The 18,698-nt window shown below is 62.0% G+C and carries 19 protein-coding genes and 1 tRNA gene; 9 read left to right on the top strand and 11 right to left on the bottom strand.

All coding sequences use genetic code 11. The features are described 5' to 3' along the window. Positions 1-73: 73 nt before the first annotated feature. Complete coding sequence (gene ade, locus NKJ37_RS09715; protein WP_352609629.1) at positions 74-1,882, bottom strand: adenine deaminase; 1,809 nt, start codon at positions 1,880-1,882, stop codon at positions 74-76. 148 nt (positions 1,883-2,030) lie between these two features. Here ade and NKJ37_RS09710 point away from each other — a divergent pair, with 148 nt between their 5' ends. The 3 genes from NKJ37_RS09710 (at position 2,031) to NKJ37_RS09700 (ending at position 4,008) form a co-directional block, all read left to right on the top strand. Further along, entirely contained in the window at positions 2,031-2,882 is an 852-nt protein-coding gene (locus tag NKJ37_RS09710) for an alpha/beta fold hydrolase (protein WP_352439914.1), read from the top strand. A 93-nt stretch (positions 2,883-2,975) separates the two neighbouring features. After that, positions 2,976-3,641, top strand: coding sequence for an outer membrane protein (locus tag NKJ37_RS09705; RefSeq protein ID WP_352439913.1), 666 nt, complete (start codon positions 2,976-2,978; stop codon positions 3,639-3,641). 281 nt (positions 3,642-3,922) lie between these two features. Further along, positions 3,923-4,008 (top strand) — tRNA-Leu (locus NKJ37_RS09700). 240 nt (positions 4,009-4,248) lie between these two features. Here NKJ37_RS09700 and NKJ37_RS09695 read toward each other — a convergent pair. The 3 genes from NKJ37_RS09695 to NKJ37_RS09685 are packed head-to-tail and all read right to left on the bottom strand — an operon-like array spanning position 4,249 to position 7,423. Beyond that, a complete protein-coding gene (locus tag NKJ37_RS09695; RefSeq protein ID WP_023812169.1) occupies positions 4,249-5,697 on the bottom strand; it encodes an aromatic amino acid lyase in 1,449 nt (482 codons plus the stop codon). 26 nt (positions 5,698-5,723) lie between these two features. Next, positions 5,724-6,308, bottom strand: a complete 585-nt coding sequence (locus NKJ37_RS09690; RefSeq protein WP_352439912.1) for a GDYXXLXY domain-containing protein — start codon at positions 6,306-6,308, stop codon at positions 5,724-5,726. Further along, on the bottom strand, positions 6,305-7,423 hold the full coding sequence (locus NKJ37_RS09685) for a DUF2157 domain-containing protein (RefSeq protein WP_352773759.1): 1,119 nt from the start codon (positions 7,421-7,423) through the stop codon (positions 6,305-6,307). The genes NKJ37_RS09690 and NKJ37_RS09685 overlap by 4 nt, the downstream gene beginning before the upstream one ends. 236 nt (positions 7,424-7,659) lie before the next feature. Here NKJ37_RS09685 and NKJ37_RS09680 point away from each other — a divergent pair, with 236 nt between their 5' ends. The 5 genes from NKJ37_RS09680 to NKJ37_RS09660 all read left to right on the top strand — a co-directional run bounded on the left by NKJ37_RS09680 (position 7,660) and on the right by NKJ37_RS09660 (position 10,644). After that, on the top strand, positions 7,660-7,800 hold the full coding sequence (locus tag NKJ37_RS09680; protein WP_013531315.1) for a DUF1127 domain-containing protein: 141 nt from the start codon (positions 7,660-7,662) through the stop codon (positions 7,798-7,800). 49 nt (positions 7,801-7,849) lie between these two features. Further along, complete coding sequence (locus NKJ37_RS09675) at positions 7,850-7,990, top strand: DUF1127 domain-containing protein (protein ID WP_013531314.1); 141 nt, start codon at positions 7,850-7,852, stop codon at positions 7,988-7,990. Between the two features lie 555 nt (positions 7,991-8,545). After that, positions 8,546-9,964 (top strand): methylenetetrahydrofolate--tRNA-(uracil(54)-C(5))-methyltransferase (FADH(2)-oxidizing) TrmFO, encoded by a 1,419-nt coding sequence (gene trmFO, locus NKJ37_RS09670; RefSeq protein WP_352439910.1) that lies wholly within the window; start codon positions 8,546-8,548, stop codon positions 9,962-9,964. A 73-nt stretch (positions 9,965-10,037) separates the two neighbouring features. Further along, positions 10,038-10,328 carry a type II toxin-antitoxin system ParD family antitoxin gene (locus tag NKJ37_RS09665; protein WP_128304019.1) on the top strand — a complete coding sequence of 97 codons (291 nt, stop codon included), beginning with the start codon at positions 10,038-10,040 and terminating at the stop codon, positions 10,326-10,328. Further along, a complete protein-coding gene (locus NKJ37_RS09660) occupies positions 10,312-10,644 on the top strand; it encodes a type II toxin-antitoxin system RelE/ParE family toxin (protein ID WP_128304048.1) in 333 nt (110 codons plus the stop codon). The genes NKJ37_RS09665 and NKJ37_RS09660 overlap by 17 nt, the downstream gene beginning before the upstream one ends. Positions 10,645-10,652: 8 nt before the next feature. Here NKJ37_RS09660 and NKJ37_RS09655 read toward each other — a convergent pair whose 3' ends face one another. The 7 genes from NKJ37_RS09655 to yajC form a co-directional block, all read right to left on the bottom strand. Then, complete coding sequence (locus NKJ37_RS09655; protein WP_352439909.1) at positions 10,653-11,603, bottom strand: sterol desaturase family protein; 951 nt, start codon at positions 11,601-11,603, stop codon at positions 10,653-10,655. After that, positions 11,603-11,977, bottom strand: coding sequence for a hypothetical protein (locus NKJ37_RS09650; protein ID WP_348629836.1), 375 nt, complete (start codon positions 11,975-11,977; stop codon positions 11,603-11,605). Before NKJ37_RS09650 ends, NKJ37_RS09655 begins: the two co-directional genes overlap by 1 nt. Before the next feature lie 136 nt (positions 11,978-12,113). Next, positions 12,114-12,956, bottom strand: a complete 843-nt coding sequence (locus tag NKJ37_RS09645; RefSeq protein WP_164892931.1) for a phytoene/squalene synthase family protein — start codon at positions 12,954-12,956, stop codon at positions 12,114-12,116. Position 12,957: 1 nt separating this feature from the next. Beyond that, a complete protein-coding gene (locus NKJ37_RS09640) occupies positions 12,958-13,350 on the bottom strand; it encodes an Mth938-like domain-containing protein (protein WP_352439908.1) in 393 nt (130 codons plus the stop codon). Positions 13,351-13,378: 28 nt separating this feature from the next. Then, complete coding sequence (gene secDF / locus NKJ37_RS09635) at positions 13,379-15,928, bottom strand: protein translocase subunit SecDF (protein ID WP_128304016.1); 2,550 nt, start codon at positions 15,926-15,928, stop codon at positions 13,379-13,381. A gap of 125 nt (positions 15,929-16,053) precedes the next feature. Then, on the bottom strand, positions 16,054-17,178 hold the full coding sequence (locus NKJ37_RS09630) for a SecDF P1 head subdomain-containing protein (RefSeq protein ID WP_352773758.1): 1,125 nt from the start codon (positions 17,176-17,178) through the stop codon (positions 16,054-16,056). A 29-nt stretch (positions 17,179-17,207) separates the two neighbouring features. Beyond that, positions 17,208-17,546 (bottom strand): preprotein translocase subunit YajC, encoded by a 339-nt coding sequence (gene yajC, locus NKJ37_RS09625; RefSeq protein ID WP_023812178.1) that lies wholly within the window; start codon positions 17,544-17,546, stop codon positions 17,208-17,210. Between the two features lie 275 nt (positions 17,547-17,821). Between yajC and NKJ37_RS09620 the strand changes: the two genes are divergently transcribed. Next, positions 17,822-18,697 carry an ATP-binding protein gene (locus tag NKJ37_RS09620; protein ID WP_352773757.1) on the top strand — a complete coding sequence of 292 codons (876 nt, stop codon included), beginning with the start codon at positions 17,822-17,824 and terminating at the stop codon, positions 18,695-18,697. The last annotated feature ends 1 nt before the right edge of the window (position 18,698 follow it).

The following is an 18,698-nucleotide window of genomic DNA, read 5'->3' as shown; positions in this document are numbered from 1 at the left end:
ACTTAAGTACGTGAGCACCGGAAGCGCAGAAAATCGCTACTTGCAGGCCGGCATGGCCTGAATATCAACAATCCTAGACGAACAGATCGACCTTCTGGAATGTCGTCACGTCGATCAGGCCGACATCGGAAATCCTGAGTTCGGGAATGACGACCAGCGCCAGCAGCGAGTGCTGCATGTAGGCGTTGTTCAGCGAACAGCCCATCTTGCGCATCGCCTCGGTGAGCTTCTCCGCCTTGGCCGCGACGATCTCGGCCCGCTCGTCCGACATCAGGCCGGCGATCGGCATTTCGACCAGCGCCAATTCCTTGCCCTTGGAGAACAGCACGACGCCGCCGCCGACCTCGCCCAGGCGGTTTACCGCCAGCGCCATGTCCTGCTTGTTGGTGCCGACGCAGATGATGTGATGGGCGTCATGCGCGACGCTGGACGCCATGGCGCAGTCGCCCATATAGCCGAAGCCGGAAACGAAGGCGTTGGTGACGCCGCCCGTGCCCCGGTGGCGCTCGACCAGCGCGATCTGGCAGATGTCGTTGCGGCGGTCCATGGCGACCAGCCCGTCCTCGACCGCCAGATCGGCCTCCAGCGCGCGCGTCGGCGCCTGGTTCTCGATGACGCCGATGACGCGCACCCGCACCTCGTTGGCGCCTTTGGGAGCAACGATATCGAAGTCGCCGCCCTTCAGCTTCTTGCCAAGCTTGACGGTGTTCTTCGCCGTCTTCGGGTAATCATAGGCCGGAATATCGATTTCGAGCTTGCCGCCCTTGGCCAGCCTGACGCCGCGTGCATAGACCTCGTCGATGGTCATTGCGGCGAGATCCGAGACGATCAGCAGGTCGGCCAGCCGGCCCGGCGCGATCGAACCGATCTCGCGCTCCAGTCTGAAATGCTGGGCGGTGTTGAGCGTCGCCATCTGGATCGCCGTCACCGGCTTCAAGCCTTGGCTGATGGCGTGGCGCACCACGCGGTCCATATGGCCTTCCTGGACCAGCGTGCCGGAATGGCTGTCGTCGGTGCACAGGATGAAATTGCGCGGGTCGATGCCGCTCTCCGTCACCGCCTTGATCTGCGAGGCGACGTCGTACCAGGCCGAGCCCAGCCGCAGCATCGCCTTCATGCCTTGGCGCACCCGGGCAATGGCGTCCTCGGCGCGTGTGCCCTCATGGTCGTCCTCGGGGCCGCCGGCGACATAGCCATGGAACGGCAGGCCGAGATCGCGCGAGGCATAGTGGCCGCCGACCGTCTTGCCTGCATGAACCGTCGCCGCGATCTCGCCCGACATGACAGGATCATTGGCGGCGACACCGGGAAAATTCATCACTTCGCCCAGGCCGATAATGTTTTCCCAGGTCATCGCCTCCTCGACATCGGCGACCGTCAGCTCGGCGCCGGCATGTTCCAGCCCCGGCGCCGAAGGCACGCAGGACGGCATCTGCACATGCACGTTGATGGGCATGGCGACCGCTTCGTCATGCATCAGCCGCACGCCGGGCAGACCCAGAACATTGGCGATCTCGTGCGGGTCGATGAACATCGAGGTGGTGCCGTGCGGAATGACGGCACGGCAGAACTCGGTCACCGTCACCATGCCGCTTTCGACATGCATGTGCGCGTCGCAGAGACCGGGCACCAGATAGCGCCCGCCGGCGTCGACCACCGTGGTGCCCTGCCCGATGGCATGGCTGGCATTGGGCCCGCAATAAGCGAAGCGCCCGCCGGCAATGGCGATGTCGGTGCCGGCGATGATCTCGCCCGAATGGACGTTCACCCAGCGGCCGTTGCGCACGACCAGGTCAGCGGGCTTCCGCCCCATGGCGACATCGACCAGATGTGTCGCCATCTCGGTCCACGGTCTGGGTTTTGTGGGCGTTGCTTTCGTCATTGGCGATTCCTCGGTTACGGCCAGTCTCGCAAATGTCGGCGGGCGCCGCCAGAGCCGTCGGTCCGACACGCCGCGCAGGCCGGGCTTGTTGACTAATCCGGCTGGAAGGCGATGCTGACCGCGGACCGAACCATATGAGGGAAAAAACATGACCCGTTTTTGGAAAGTGTTCGCCATCGTCATCTTGTTCGCCGCCTCGAGCGCTTTTGCCGCCGCCGAGGAACGTTGGCAGACCTTGCCGGAGCCTGCGGCCATGCCCAAACCCGATCAGAGCGGATATGCGCCGGTGAACGGCATCCAGATGTACTACGCCGTTTTCGGCGCGGGCGACCCGGTGCTCCTCATTCACGGCGGCCTCGGCCACGCCGACATCTGGGCCAGCCAGGTGGCCACGCTTTCCAAGACGCACAAGGTGATCGTCGCCGACAGCCGTGGCCACGGCCGCTCCACCCGCACCGAGCAGCCCTATGGCTATGACTTGATGGCGTCGGACTATCTGGCGCTGCTCGATTACCTGAAGATCGACAAGATCGCGCTCGTCGGCTGGAGCGACGGCGGCATCATCGGTATCGACATCGCGCTGCATCATCCGGAGCGGCTGACAAGGCTGTTTGCGCAAGCCGCCAACGTAACCACCGACGGCGTCGATCCGGGCGTGATGACCAACAAGACCTTTGCCGCCTACATCGACCGCTCCGGCCGCGACTACAAGAAGATGTCGAAAACACCGGACCAGTATGACGCCTTCGTGGCGCAGATGAGCCATATGTGGGAGACCGAGCCGGCGTGGACCAAGGAGCAGCTCGCTGAGATAACCACGCCGACGGCGATCGTTGCCGGCGACCATGACGAAGCGATCAAGCGCGAACACACCGAATATATCGCCTCCGCCATCCCGGGCGCGAAGCTGATTATCCTGCCCAACGCCAGTCATTTCGCCATGCTGCAAGCGCCGGATGAATATAACCAGGCTGTGCTGGACTTCATCGACGACAAATAGAGGATTCTGTGCGGCGACAGGGGGATTGCGATTGCGGCGAATGCGGTTATCCTTCTGGCGAGGATCTTTCTGAATCGTCATTTGGGGAGTTCGATGCGTCGACTGATAGTCGCAAGTGCCGGTTTTCTCGCCGTTCTGGCCGTGCCGGCTTTTGCAGCCGACCCAACCGTCGACGTGCCTATGACCGCGCCCGGCTTCGACTGGACCGGCTACTACGCTGGTCTGCAGGCCGGCTATGGCTGGGGCCAATCCGATATATCGGTGACAGAAGGCGCGCCGTTTTCCATCGCGCCCGACATTGACGGCGGTTTTGTCGGCGGCCATGTCGCAGGCCTGTTGCAGTTCAACCAGGCGGTGCTCGGCGCCGAGGCGGACCTCAACTATTCCTCGGTCGGCGGCACGACGGTATCGGCGCTGGGAAGCACATTCGGCACCGACATCAAGTGGTTCGGGTCGGTCAACGCCAAGGCCGGCTACGCCATGGATCGCCTGCTGGTCTACGGCATTGGCGGCGTCGCCTTTGCCGGCATCGAAACATCGCAAGTCGCGGGTCCGGCGTTCGCCAGCACGCGCACGAATGTCGGCTGGACCGTGGGTGCCGGCGTCGACTACGCGTTGACCGACAAGTTCGTCGTCGGCGCACAGTATCGCTACTATGATTTCGGCTCCGAGCACTACGACGTGGCGGAACCCTTCAACGATCGCGATCAGAACGTGAAGCTCAACACGGTAGGCATCAATTTGAGCTACAAGTTCTGAGCAGGGCCACAATCGCGACGCTGCCGGACCAGGCAACCACTCAAAGGCTCTTTCATGGAAGGGTGGCCGACGCTCCCAGTGGGCGGGGGGAATGGGTTGGGCCTGAGAGGCGCCGGCCTTGGCAGATCAAATCCACCACACGCATCCTACCATTACCCGCCCCGCCGATAATTCCGTGATCGCGCCAGTATCATCAAGTCGCCCCGTCTGTTTGCACGTTCGTCGAACGCTCAACAACATGACTTGACGGCCTGTGTCAGGCGTCTGAAAAGGGCTGGCCTGCGGACGTGGCGGAATTGGTAGACGCAAGGGACTTAAAATCCCTCGATCTCTGATCGTACGGGTTCGATTCCCGTCGTCCGCACCAGCCTTCGCTCTTCGAGCTTCGAGTGGCGAGCCACCTGAAGCTCGTTAGTGCATGTCGCCCAAAGTGACCTCGGTTTTGGGAGAGCGACATGCACAAAGACAAAGACCTGAAGCGGGTCGCCTGAAGGCGCGACACCGCTTAGACAAAGGAGCGTCCTCCGAAGCCTTGGCCAAGGAGGACCGGTTCGAATTTCATCCGTTCAGGCGCACCAATTTCACCAGCCAGGGCTTGTTGGCATCTCTACGCCTCGAACACTTTCTGTGTGAACCATTCCGCCAGCCTGGCAAGCTCAGGCCCCAGCACACGATCGGCACCGACAGGCGGCACGATAGCTCTGATTTGATCGACGAAGGAGCGCAGTGCCGGCGGCGGCGTCCGTTCGGTGACGTGCAGCGCCTGCGAGGCGATCATCGCCAGCATCGCCATGGCGGCATCGACGCAGCGGCCGGCGGTCGCTTCCTTGGTCCATGCGAAGAATGCCGTCGTGGCGACGTCGTCCTGCCCCGCACCGGCCGATTCCGTGCCCGGAATGAAGGTACGTTGCGCCGCCAGCTTGGCCTGCTCGAGATAGCCGGTGATCGCCATCGGCACGTAGCCGACATTGCCGTGGCCATCGCTGTCGGCCGAGTGTCGTCCGGTCATCAGAAGATCGGGCAGCAGCGACACCTTGCCGTTGAGCAGCTTGGAGGCGTGGCGATCACAAAGCAGGCAGATGTCGGCCCATATCGCCGCCAGATCATCCAGCGCCGGCGTCGCCATGGCGTTGTGATAGCCGCCGGTCGAGATGCAGCGGCCGAGCGGATGTGCATCTTCGGGCGGGATATAGACCGGATTGTCCGATATAGAGGCCAGCGACACATTGGCTGCCCGCTCGGCCGACGACAGCGCACGATGCGCCTGGCCGAGGACGCGCGGCACGATGCGGTAGCTGACCGGCGCCTGATAATTGCGTCGCCCATCGCCGGCGCCAACCAGAAATTCCCGCAAACCCTGCAGGGCCGCGGCCTCATGCTCATCACCCCAGAGCGTATCGAGGGCGGCGTCATAGTGTTCGAGCGGGGCGCGAAACGCCTCGATCGACAGCGCGAACACTTTTTGCGCCATGCGGATCCGGCGGCGCGCCGCGAGCGCCGCGTCCGCTACGAGGGCTGCAGCGCAGGGCGAGCCGTTGATCAGCGAGCCGCGTTCCTTGACCTCGAGATCGAAGCGCGTCGAAAGCTCGGCAAACAGCGGATAGAGCGCCAGGATTTCGCCGGCGCCGCCCTGGCCCGAGGCCGGCACTGTTGGCATCGGCCCACCATTGAGCATTGCGGCCACGGCAAGCGCGATGCGTGGCGAGGTGGCGGCGTTGCCCTCGATGAAGTTCGTCAGGCGGGCAAGCACGATCGCCCTGACCACGCGATCCGGCAAGGGATCGCCGAACGAGGTGGCGGCGGCAAACGCCTTGATGCGCGCATGGCGATCCCGCTCGTCGAGTTCGAGCTTGCGGCTCGCCAGCTCTCCCATGGCGGTGGTGACGCCATAGATGACCGGTGGCGGATCGGATTCAATCAGCCTGAGAAACGAGGCGCGGCATTCGGCGATGCGCTGCAAGGCCTTCTCGTCGATGTCCACCGTGTCCTTCTTCCAGGCGACGCGGAAAACAGTGTCGAGGTTGATGTCCTCACGCGTCGACAGGCTAACTGGCATGTTTCACACCACTGCAAATAAGGGACTTAGTAGAGTGGTTCCTCGAACAGCGTCTTGTCGCCGTCCACCAGCGCCTTGATCTGCGCGGTGCCGTCGCCGGCGAGCGCAAGACGGATGCCGAATGGCCGCACCCGCATGTCGTTCTGGATCGCCATCCCCTCGCCTTCCGGCAGATAGAAGCGTTCGATGCCATAGTCCGGCGCGATGGTCATCCCTTCGCCGCGAAGATCCCAGCCCTCGGCGATGTGGCCTAAAATATCGGCCTCGTCCGCAGCGGCCGGCTTCGGCGCCTTGCCGAACCAGGCTGTCGTCGGCTGCCAATAGCCGTCGGAGCCCTTCTTCAGGCGCACGACAATCGAGGTGTCGTCGCTGGAAAACTTGTCGGGCGGAATGTTGGCGATCATTTTCACCGGTATGCGCGAAATATCGTAGCCCAGGATAATATAATCGCCGCGCAGGAGGTCGCGCGGATCGACAGGTTCGATCTTCAGCAAGACTTCCTTGCCGTTGCGCAGGATGGCCGCGCGACCGGCGATGATCCAGCTCAGGAAGCCGATTTGAACGAGCGCCAGCAGCAGTGCCGAGATGACAAGCCTTTTCCCGGTGATCATGCCGTGGCTCCTTTGGCATCTGGACCTTTCATACGCTTTTCCACGCGGATGATGACGATCGCAAGGATGCCGAGCAGCACTGCGGCGGCCAGGAAGAAGCCGGCTGTATCGAGCATCGATTGCAAGGTCACCACATAGATGATGGCGAGTTCGAAGGCGAAGCCAAGATAGGCAAACCAGCGCAGCCCACGGCTTTCCCGTCCTGCCAGCACGATTGCGGCGACAATGCCGGCAAGCGCGATCACCGAAGCGAGGGCAAAACCGCTGTTGTAGGTGCTCTCGTCGGCGAGTTCGAACTGGGTCATTGCGAGGCCGGTGAGGAAGCCGAGCAGTGCGTGCAAGGGCAAGCGGCCGCCGAGCTGCACGACCCGGTCGACCGGATCCGGCGCGAAGACCGAGGCCGCGAACAGCAGCGCCGAGACGACGACCAGCGGGATAGCCACCTGCAGCGTGTCGTGGTTGGTGACGAGCAGCACAAGATAGAACAGAACCGACAGGATGATCAGGTGGCGCGCCGCCTGGCTGCGGGTCCAGAACGATACGGCAAACAGCACGATCGCCATGATCACGAAGGCATGCGGAAATTCGCTGCGGCTGTAGTAGTCGAAGCCTTTGAGGAACAGCCAGGCATCGGCGATGCCGACCGAAGCGACCGTCAGCGGATTCGAACGCAGCGCAACCGCCGCCAGCGCCGTGCCGGCGCCCCAGGTGACCAGAGCAGACGCCTCGTCGCCCGAGAGATGATACATCTGGCCGATCAGCGCGATCGAGCCGCCGAAAGCCGCGGCCGCCACGATCCACAGCGCTTCGCCGAGCGCCGGATGGTCGCGGGTCTTCAGCACCGCGCCGCCGACATAGCCGCCGAGGATGACGGCAAACAGTGCCGCCACGCGTGCCAGGCGCGGGATCGCGTCCCAGTTGGCGGCGACGAAAATCAGGATGGCGGCGCCGAACAGCAAGGCGGCCATCATTGCCAGGATAGAGCCGAAGCTAAGCGACTCGCGCGCGTTGGCCTCGACATTGCACGAAAGCGAATCGGCTGTGGCGGCGTCGATCAGCCCGGCCTGCAGCCAGCGCGCGATATCCGCCCTGACCCGCGACGAATAGCTCGCCATGCTGTGTCTCCCCCACGTTTGGTCTTTTTTCAGCCGATCCGGTCAAATCGTTGACGCGGCGGCATTTTCCGATTCGGGTTTCTTTGTGTCAGGTCCGTGAACGCCCGTTAATGCTGCATTGCACAATTTGCATTGCTGCCATGCAGCCATAGCGCTTTTAAATCGATATGGGTCCGCCTATTTATAGTTCGTACACAAACGGAATGATCCGCAAGAAAGACGAAACGAGAACTACCATGAACCTGATCCGCAACTACCGCAACTGGCGCCGCTACAGGGACACCGTGTCCGAGCTGAGCCGCCTAAGCAACCGTGAACTGACCGACCTCGGCATCAGCCGCAGCGACATTCCTTACGTCGCTCGCAAGGCGGTCTAATTCTTCGGACCGCGAATGGTCCGAACCAGTTTTGAAAAAGAGAACGACAATGAACCTGATCCGCAACTATCGTAACTGGCGCGTTTATCGCGAGACGGTTACCGAGCTGGGTCGCCTTTCCAACCGCCAGCTGCATGATCTCGGTATCGTCCGCGACGAAATCAAGATCATCGCCCGCCAGGCGATCTAGACAGAATTTCGGCAGGGTCGACCTCCTCCCCGACCTTGACGAATACGGTCACCCCTTACCTCCTCCCAAGGGTTGACCACAAAAACGGCGCCCGCCGCACCTCCTCCCGCGGCGGGCGCTGTTTCCCCGGGGCAAATCAAATTTGCCCAGAAGGGTTTCGCCCCTTTCAAAATTAGCGAAAGAGATTTCGTCAAAGCCGACCTCCTCCCCGGCAATGACGAATAGGTCCGACCTTCACCTCCTCCCGAAGGTTGGCCACCAAAACGGCGCCCGCCGCACCTCCTCCCGCGGCGGGCGCTGTTTCCCGGCCCCAGAAGGGTTTCGCCCCTTTCAAAATTAGCGAAAGAGTTTTCGTCAAAGCCGACCTCCTCCCCGGCGATGACGAATATGGTCGGCCTTCACCTCCTCCCGAGGGTCGACCCCAAAAACGACACCCGCCGGACCTCCTCCCCCGGCGGGTGTTGTTGTTTTCAGGGGCGCTCCGATCAGCAGCTGTTTGCTCCGCACCGCGCACGGCAATTGCAATCGCCGCACCAAGCGATTATTCCGGCGTTCATGAGCAAAAACCCAATCCACATCATCGGCGGCGGCCTCGCCGGTTCCGAAGCCGCATGGCAGGCAGCCGAGGCCGGCGTGCCCGTCATCCTGCATGAAATGCGGCCCGTTCGCGGCACCGATGCGCACAAGACCGACAGCCTGGCCGAGCTGGTCTGTTCGAACTCCTTCCGCTCCGACGACGCCGACAACAATGCCGTCGGCCTGTTGCATGCCGAAATGCGGCTGGCCGGCTCGCTGATCATGAGCGCCGGCGACGCCAACCAGGTGCCTGCTGGCGGCGCGCTCGCCGTCGACCGCGACGGATTTGCCGACGCGGTGACGAAAAGGCTTGAAGCGCACCCGCTGATATCAATCCAGCGCGAGGAAGTGCCGGGCCTGCCGCCGGCGGATTGGGACCAGGCGATCATCGCCACGGGTCCATTGACCGCGCCCTCACTTGCCCAGTCGATCGCGGAAGCGACCGGCGCCGATGCGCTAGCCTTCTTCGACGCCATCGCGCCGATCGTCCACTTCGACACGATCGACATGGACATTTGCTGGTTCCAGTCGCGCTACGACAAGGTCGGGCCCGGCGGCACCGGTAAGGACTACATCAACTGCCCGATGGACAAGGACCAGTACCTTGCCTTCGTTCAGGCGCTGGTCGACGGCCAGAAAACCGAATTCAAGCAATGGGAAGGCACGCCCTACTTCGACGGCTGCCTGCCGATTGAGATCATGGCCGAACGCGGCGTCGAGACGCTCCGTTACGGCCCGATGAAGCCGATGGGGCTGACCAATGCACACAATCCGACGGTGAAGGCCTATGCCGTCGTCCAGCTGCGGCAGGACAATGCGCTGGGCACGCTCTATAACATGGTCGGCTTCCAGACCAAGCTGAAGCACGCCGAGCAGGTGCGCGTGTTCCGCACCATACCGGGTCTCGAAAACGCCGATTTCGCCCGCCTCGGCGGCCTGCACCGCAACACCTACATCAACTCGCCGACCTTGCTCGACGCTTCGCTGCAGCTGAAGTCGCGCCCCGGCCTGCGTTTTGCCGGCCAGATCACCGGCTGCGAGGGCTATGTCGAGAGTGCCGCGATCGGCCTGCTCGCCGGCCGTTTCGCCGCCGCGGAAAGGCTCGGCCATGCGCCGTCGCTGCCGCCGCTGACTACGGCCTTCGGCGCGCTGCTCAACCACATCACAGGCGGCCACATCGTTTCGGATGACGAGCCGGGAAAGCGCTCTTTCCAGCCGATGAATGTCAATTTCGGCCTGTTCCCGCCTGTGGAAGCGCCGAAGACCGAGGGCAAGCGCATGCGCGGCAAGGACAAGACCGTCGCCAAGCGGCATGCCATCACATCGCGCGCACGCGCCGATTGCCGGCAATGGCTGGGATTGGCGGCGCAAACGGAAACGGCCGAAGCTGCAGAGTAGCCAGCTTCCTCCCTGATTGGACCATAGGCGTCAAGTAGGATACTATCTCACTTCTTGCCTAAGAGAGACAGCCATGGAATCCGCCGAGAAACTATCGGTCACCGTCACGCCCGCAATGGCGCGCATGATCCGCGAAAAGGTCGAAGATGGCTCCTTCGGATCGGCCAGCGAAGTCATCCGTGCAGCCCTTCGCGCCTTCCAGCGCGAAGAGGAAGAGCATGCCGAGCGCATGGCGTCGATCAGAGCCCGGGTGAAGGCGTCGATCGAGGATACAAGGCCGGGCCATTCGGGAGAAGAGGTTCGCACTCACCTCCGGGGACTCTTCGCCCAGTATTCGAGCCGTGCCGATGATTCGGCGGCTTGAGGTCGAGTATCGTGAAGATGCCAGAAATGATCTGGCCAACATTTTCAGACATATAGTCGAAGCCAATGGAAGTCCTGACGTCGCGCTGAAGTTCGTTCTGCGCATCGAAGACCGGTGCCAGAGCATCGGCAACGCGCCTCGCGGCGGTCGTTCCCGCGACGACATCCTGCCAGGATTGCGAACAGTTCCGTTCGAGCACTCTGCAGTCATCGCTTACATCATCGACGATAACTTCGTCCGCATCGTCAACATCTTCCATGGCGGTCGCGACTATGAAACGCTGATGCGCGAGGGCGGGTCGAGCGAACCATCCTGAGGCGATGGTTATTCGGCTGGCTCGACACCAGCCGCCGGCAACCCCGGCTTGCCCGCCTCATCAGGATTTCGCCTGACATAGGCAGCTTTCAATGTCTCGGAAGTTTCGCGCGAGCCGTCATGGCTCCAGCCCGGCGGCTTGATCAGATAGTTCAGGCGGTCGCTCAACGTCAGACCGGGCGCAAAGGCATCCCTGAACATGCCGATCCATTCATGGAACGCCACTTTCAGCGGATTGAAGGTGCCGACATTCCTGACGATGCCGTAGCGCGGCCGGTCTTCTTCCAGTTCTCCGACGAAGGTGCCGAACACGCGATCCCAGATGATCAGCGTGCCGGCATAGTTGGCGTCGAGGTAGCGCGGATTGGTGGCGTGATGGACGCGGTGGTGTGACGGCGTGTTGAAGACGAACTCGAACCAGCTCCACATCTTGCCGATCGTCTCGGTGTGGATCCAGAACTGCCAGACAAGGTTGAAGCCGAAGGTGAAGGCAATCACCGCCGGGTGGAAGCCGAGCAGCACCAGCGGCGCCTGCAAAATGAACATGAAGGTGAACAGACCGGTCCAGCTTTGCCTGAGCGCCGTCGACAGATTGTAGTGCTGGCTGGAATGGTGGTTTACGTGTTCGGCCCACACCCAGCGCACCCGGTGCGCGATGCGATGATAGACGTAGTAGCGCAGATCATCGAGCAGGAAGGCGGCCAGGAACACCCAGACCGACAGGCCGAGATTGAAGACGCGGAATTGCCACAGCCACAGCAGTGCCCAGTAGGACACGACGCCAAGCAGCAGCCCGGCAACGACATTGCCGGTGCCCATCATCAGGCTGGTCAAGGTGTCGCGCGTCTCGAACGAATCCCTGGCGCGGCCGGTGCGCACCAACCAAAGCTCGATCAGGATCGCGACCACGAAGAACGGGATGGCCAGTTGGGTGACTTGCGGGAAATTGTAGCTGTCCATCACGCGGCCTGCCCAGTGGAATTTGAACCTTGCGGCTCAAGCGCTTTCAGCACGCCCTGTGCATCCGTTGAGCTGGCAAAGCGGAAGCGGCCGCCCTTCCAGGTGAAATCGGCGAGCCGCAGCGAAACCGTGTTCGCATCTCCGGCGTTCAAAACCGCGACATTCTGAGGCGAGACGATGCGGGTCAAAAAGCGATCGCCGATGCTGTGAACGATGCCGATGCGCCCTCGCCCGATATCCAGAAACGCCGTCTTGGCATCCGCTGTCAGGCGGACCACCGTCGCGATCTCGTCGGGAAAATCCTCAGTGAATCGGCTCACTGCGCGATCGACACTGCTGAGCGTCGCCGTCTTGCTGCCGCCGGTGAAATGCACCGCCGCAACCGACAGCGCGATGCCGAAGGTAACGATCGCTACCAATATGGGTAAGCTCATTCATCTCCTCCGGGCCGGCCAGTTGTCTTCAGCAACAGTTTGGCGCGGGGACGTCTTAACATGATTGACGTTTACGTCAAAGCGCAGGCCAGCCCTTGCTCGCGCGACGCAGCAGCAGCCAATGCCGGCGCAAGGCCGACAGCCGCGCCACGCCTTCGAGCGGCGAACCATTCTCCATCTTGCCGAGATAGGCACGTGACAGGGCGAGCGGCAGGAATGCCGGACGCAGCGATACAGGCAGAGCCGGAGCGCCTCGCTCGAAGGCGGAAAGATGTTCCCGTGCCAGCGCCATCATCGCCGCCACCGCGCGTTTGGCGCCGGGTCCGCCATCACCGGCAACGAACTCCTGCGGCGAAGAGCCGGCCGCTGCAAGGATATCGGCCGGGACAAAACACTGTCCGCGCCGGCGATGCAGCGGCAACAGCAGCAGCAGGCCGGTCATCGCCTGCGCACAGCCTGCCCTGCCCGCCAGATCGGCAAAGCGCGGCGCCTCGACGGGATCGAGCACCATCGCCGCAAGCTGGATGAGTGCTGCGGCCGTCTCGCCGCAATAGCCTTCCAGATCGGTGCGCGACGGCATCGGGTCGTCGTAGAGGTCGAAGATGCGCGCATCGAGCATGTTCTCGAAGGCCGGCTCCGGAAGGCCGAACGTCGCTATCGTGGCGTTCAAGGCTTCGGCAACGGGATGGCCGGCGCCGGCCTCGCCGCCGGCGGCAATGACATCGCGCCACCACTGCAGCCGCACTTCGCCCGGCAGCGCTTCATGGATGCGATCGCGAATGCCTGCGATCTCGGCATTGAAGGCATAGAGCGAAAACAGCGCGTCGCGCTTGTCCGCCGTTGCATAGAGCGCGGTCAGATAGCGGTCATGGTCGGTGGCGCGCACCGCGTCCATGACGATTTCAGCGCTTCGAGACATGTCAATCGACGGCAATGAGCGCTGCGGCCACCGCGCGCTCTTCCGCCAGAAGGACATTGTAGGTCCGCACCGCGGCCCCCGTCGACATCGGGTCGGATGCAATGCCGGCGGCCTTCAGCGCGGCCAGCAATGCGGCGGGCAATGGCCTGAGATCCCTGCCCATGCCGACCAGCAGGATTTCGACCTTGTCGGCCTCAGCCAGCAGCCTGTCGAAATCCGCCACCGTCAGCGCCAGGGGATCAGCCGGTTCCCAACCATGGATGCCGGATGGCAGGCACATGAGCGAACCACGGTGCGACATGTCGGCAAAGCGGAACCCGCCATTGCCGTAGGCTTCGATCGGCGCGCGGCCCGGAAAATGCGCCTCGCGGATGACGATGCCTTTGCTGGTCATCGTTCTGTCATCCCTTCGGGGCGGCGCGTCAGGTCGCGACCGCCTTGCCGCCATTGACCGGCTTCTCCTCGTCGGCAGTTGCCTGCGGCCGCAACTTGAACAGGATCAGCAGCGGTGCGGCGATAAAGATCGAGGAATAGGTGCCGAAGACGACGCCGAACAGCATGGCCATGGTGAACGAGCGGATCACCTCGCCGCCGAACAGCACCAGCGCCAGCAGCGCCAGGATCGTCGTCACCGACGTCAGTGTCGTCCTCGACAGAGTCTCGTTGATGGCGTTGTTCAACAGTTGCGGCAGCGGCATCCGCTTGTATTTTCGCAGATCCTCGCGAACACGGTCATAGACCACGATCGTGTCATTCAGCGAATAGCCGATGATGGTCAGGATCGCCGCCAGTGACGACTGGTTGAACTCCAGCCCGGTGATGACGAAGAAGCCAAGTGTCATGACCACATCGTGCACCGTCGCCACGATGGCGCCGACCGCGAACTGCCATTCGAAGCGGAACCAGACATAGACCAGGATGCCGAGCAGCGCGATCAGCATGGCGATGGTGCCTTGCTTGGCGAGTTCTCCGGAGACTGTCGGTCCCACCACTTCCACGCGGCGGAAGTCATAATTGTCCTGCAGTTCGCCGCGCACCTTGTCGATGACGGTCTGCTCGGCATTCTCGCCGCCATCCTGCGTGCCGACGCGGATCAACACGTCGTTGGGCGTACCGAACTGCTGGACCTGGACTTCGCCGATGTTGAGCTCGGTCAGGCGCGAGCGGAGGTCGGCGAGGTCGGCATTGCCGCTCTTGGCCTGTACCTCGATCAGCGAACCGCCCTTGAAATCGATGCCGTAATTGATGCCGACGGTCATGAACATCACCACCGAGAGGATCGACAGTGCGCTTGACAGCGTGAACGTCCAGCGACGGATGCCCATGAACGGAATTTTCGTGCCGGGCGGAACGAAGGTCACCGGCGCGCGCGGCAGTTCCTTCGGGCGAGCCCGGCGCAGCCAGATCGAGACCAGCAGCCGGGTGAAGGTGAAAGCGGTGAACACGGTCGTCAGGATGCCGATGGCATAAGTGATGGCAAAGCCCTTCACCGGCCCGGTACCGAGATAGAACAGCACCACGGTGGCGATCAGCGAAGTGATGTTGGAATCGACGATGGTCGCCAGCGCCTTGGTGAAACCGGTATCGATCGCCTGGATCACGGAGCGGCCGGCGCGTCGCTCCTCGCGGATTCGTTCGTAGATCAGCACGTTGGAATCGACCGCCATGCCGATGGTCAGCACGATACCGGCGATACCAGGCAAGGTCAGCGTCGCGCCAAGCAACGAGAGCACGCCGACGATCATCGCCACGTGCACCGCCAGCGCGATGTTGGCCAGGAAGCCGAGGAAGCCGTAGGCGACGAACATGAAGGCGACGACGAGGATAGAACCGATGATGCCGGCGACCTTGCCGGCATGGATCGAATCCTGGCCAAGGCCCGGACCCACCGTGCGTTCTTCGATGACCGTAAGCGTTGCGGGCAACGCACCGGCGCGCAGCAGCACCGCAAGGTCGTTGGCGCTCTGGGCGGTGAAGTTGCCGGATATCTGGCCGGTGCCGCCGAGGATCGGCTCGCGGATCTGCGGCGCCGAAATCACCTGGTTGTCGAGGATGATGGCGAACAGCTTGCCGACATTCTGCGCAGTGGCCTGGCCGAAGCGCGCCGCCCCTTTCGAATCAAAGCGGAACGACACCACCGGCTCGTTGTTCTGCGAATTGTATGTCGCCTGTGCGTCAACGAGGTTTTCGCCCGAGACGATGACGCGATTTTCGATCAGATACGGAACCGGCGGATCGTCCTGCGAGTACAGCACCGACGAGCCGGCTGGCGGACGGCCGTTGAGGGCATCCTGCACCGGCATCGACTGGTCGACCATCTGGAAGGTCAGCTTGGCGGTCTGGCCGAGGATTTCCTTCAGCCTTTGCGGGTCCTGAAGACCCGGCACCTGGACAAGGATACGGTCGTCGCCCTGTCGCTGCACGATAGGTTCGGTCGTGCCGAGTTCGTTGACGCGGCGCTCGACCACCTCGATCGACTGCGTCAGCGCCGTCGATGTGCGATATTTGATGCCGGCGTCGGTGACGTTGAACTTGAGCAGGCCGGGCTCGGAATCATCGAGCGTCATTTCCTGGATGGAGCCGCCGGTGAACAGGCCGGCAGCGACCGGATCGGTCAGCGTCTTCAGCGCCGTCTTGGCGGCATCGATCTGGGCGGGATCGGTGATACGGACCTGCAAGACACGTCCGGTGCCGGCGAGGCCGGTGTAGCCGATCTTGGCGTCACGCAGCAGCGTGCGGATTTCGTCGCGCGTCGTCTCCAACCGGTCCTTGATCAGATCGTTCTGATTCATCTCCAGCAGGATGTGCGAGCCGCCCTGCAGATCGAGGCCGAGCGTCATCTGCCGCTTCGGCACCCAGTCGGGAAGCTTGGCCAAAGTGCTTGCGGGGATGAGATTGGGCGCGGCGAGGATCACCGTGATGGCCACGGCCACCCAGATCAGGATCATCTTGAAGCGCGAAAAATACAGCATATGGCGTCGTCCGTCAGAGCGTGTCCGCGGATCGCTCCGCCTAAAATTCGGTTATTTCTTGGCATTCTGGTTCGCCACCGGCTCACCATTCATCCGCGCATCTGTGGTTGTCGAGCACAAGGCGGTCACTTTGGTGCTGCCATCGGACTTTCTTCAACTATTGTCAATCGTGCGGGTAAGCGGCCATTGCGTAATAGCACGGCGAGATCGTTAGCGTCCTCGACAGTGAAATTGCCCGATATCTGGCCGATGCCGTCAAGGATGGGCTCGCGGATTACCGGTACTGAAACCACCCGACCGTCCAGCACGACTGCAAACGAACTGCCGACATTCTGCGAGGTCTCCCGGCTTAGCCGTGCGGTTCCTTTTGAATCGACCCAAAACAGGACAATCGGCTTGTTACTTTGCGGGCTGTAGGCCGGCTTCGCATTGATCAGGTTGTCATCCGAAACGATGACACGGTTCTCGATCAGGTAGGGGACCGGCGGATCGTCGTGTGAATAAAGCATGCTGGACGAATTGGGCAGCGGCCCATTAAGCGCGTCTTTCACCGGCATCGATCCATCAATCATCTGGACAGTCAGCTTGGCGGCACGAACAAGGATATTACTTAGCCTATGCGAATCCTTGAGGCCCGACACTTGGACCATAATCCGATCATCGCCTTGCTGCCGCACGATCGGCTCCGAAATGCCCGATTCAACCCTCCTGAAGTCATGGATGCGATGCTTGATGACCTCCACTGACTGCTTCAAAGCCGCGGACGTTAGGTATTTGATGCCGGCGCCCGTGATGACGAATTTGAGCAAGACTGGTCCGGACTCATCCAGCACCAGCTCCTGGACTGCGTCATCATCGGCAGACGGATCGGTCAGTGTCTTTAGCGTTACTTTGGCCAAAACAAGCTGAGCGGCATCCGAAATGTGTACCTGAACCGCGCGACCCGATACAGCCAGACCGGTATAGCCGATGTGAGCGGAACGCAGCAGTGAGCGGATTTCGTCTTGGGTCGTCTCCAGCCTGCCTTTGATCAATTCGTCCAGATCCAGGCCGAATACGAAGCGCGAAATGCCCTTTTGATCGAGGCCAATCGCCGTCTGGATTTTTGGTGCCCAATAAGGCTGCTTCGCGAGCGGACTTGCCGCGAAAAGGATGGACACATCAAGCACTGCTGTAATGACCGCAGCCACACAGATCAGAACTATCCTGAAGCGCGAAGAAGGCGGCAAATGGCGTCCTCCGTCAGGCATGCTGGCGGATCCCTCCGCCGACAATTCGGTTATTTCTTGGCGTTCTGGTTGGCGACCGGCTCGCCCTTGACGCGCACATCGGCGATCGTGGAACGCAGCGCCGTCACCTTCATGCCACCGCCGAGGTCGATCTCGAGCTCGTTGTCGTCGATCACCTTGGTCACCTTGCCGACGAAGCCGCCGCCGGTGACGACCGTGTCGCCGCGACGGACCGCGGCCAGCATCTCGCCGCGCTTCTTCAGCTGCGTGCGCTGCGGCCTGATGATCAGAAAATACATGATCACGAAAATCAGGACAAACGGCAAAATGCTGATGAACATGTCTGGAGAAGCGCCGACGCCTTGGGCGTATGCCGGTGTCACGAACATCGAGGTACTCCTGAATTTTGAAAACAGCCGCCAATCTGGCGGCCCCTTGAAATTTGGCCGGAATATAGTCGGTAAAGTTGTCAATGCAACTGCGCGGCCGCCCAAATCGGCTGCTTTTCCGGCCTGTTGAGCCGTGTTAGAGCAGGATCGCGAAAAGCGCGAGCCAGTTTTTGGAAAAGATCACGCTCGAACAAAAGGTTGCAGCCGGTTTTGTATCAGACGGAATCGGCCAGCTTCACGCCCCCACACGTCAAAACGCGAAACAAAAGACAGCCATGACCGACAGCAGCATTGAAGCCCTGAACCAGAAACTCGACCGGCTGATCGAAGCGGTGAGCCGTCTTGCCCCGCCGCCGGTACCCCAAACCGACATCGGCGCGGCCGATTGCTTCGTCTGGCAGGCCGATCCGGGCTATCTGGAACCGGTGCGCAGGGTTAACCGCGTCGACATCGGCCTGATCCGTGGCGTCGACCGCGTCCGCGACATCCTTGTCGACAACACCGAACGCTTCGCTGGCGGCTATCCGGCCAACAACGTATTGTTGTGGGGCGCGCGCGGCATGGGCAAATCGTCGCTGGTCAAGGCCGTGCATGCCCAGATCAACGCCAGGACCAAGTCCGACCTGCCGTTGAAGCTGATCGAAATCCACCGCGAGGACATCGACACGCTGCCGAAGCTGATGGGATTGCTCAAGGCGGCGCCCTTCCGCTTCATCCTGTTTTGCGACGACCTCTCCTTCGACCATGACGACACCTCCTACAAATCGCTCAAGGCAGCGCTCGAAGGCGGCGTCGAGGGCCGCCCCGCCAATGTCATCTTCTATGCCACCTCGAACCGCCGGCATCTTTTGCCCCGCGACATGATCGAGAACGAGCGCTCGACCGCCATCAACCCGTCCGAGGCGGTCGAGGAAAAAGTGTCGCTGTCCGACCGGTTCGGGCTGTGGCTCGGCTTCCACAAATGTTCGCAGGACGAGTATCTCGACATGATCGACGGCTATGTCAGGCACCATGGCCTTGTCGTGGATCCCGAGCAACTGCGCGCCGAAGCACTGGAATGGGCGACCACCCGCGGCAGCCGCTCAGGTCGCGTCGCCTGGCAGTTCACCCAGGACCTGGCTGGCCGGCTCGGCAAGCCACTGAGGGACTGAT

Source organism: Mesorhizobium sp. M0140, from assembly GCF_040322475.1.
Lineage (GTDB): Bacteria > Pseudomonadota > Alphaproteobacteria > Rhizobiales > Rhizobiaceae > Mesorhizobium.
The sequence above is the reverse complement of the archived record's forward strand: the minus strand, read 5'-3'. Positions and strand labels throughout refer to the sequence as shown.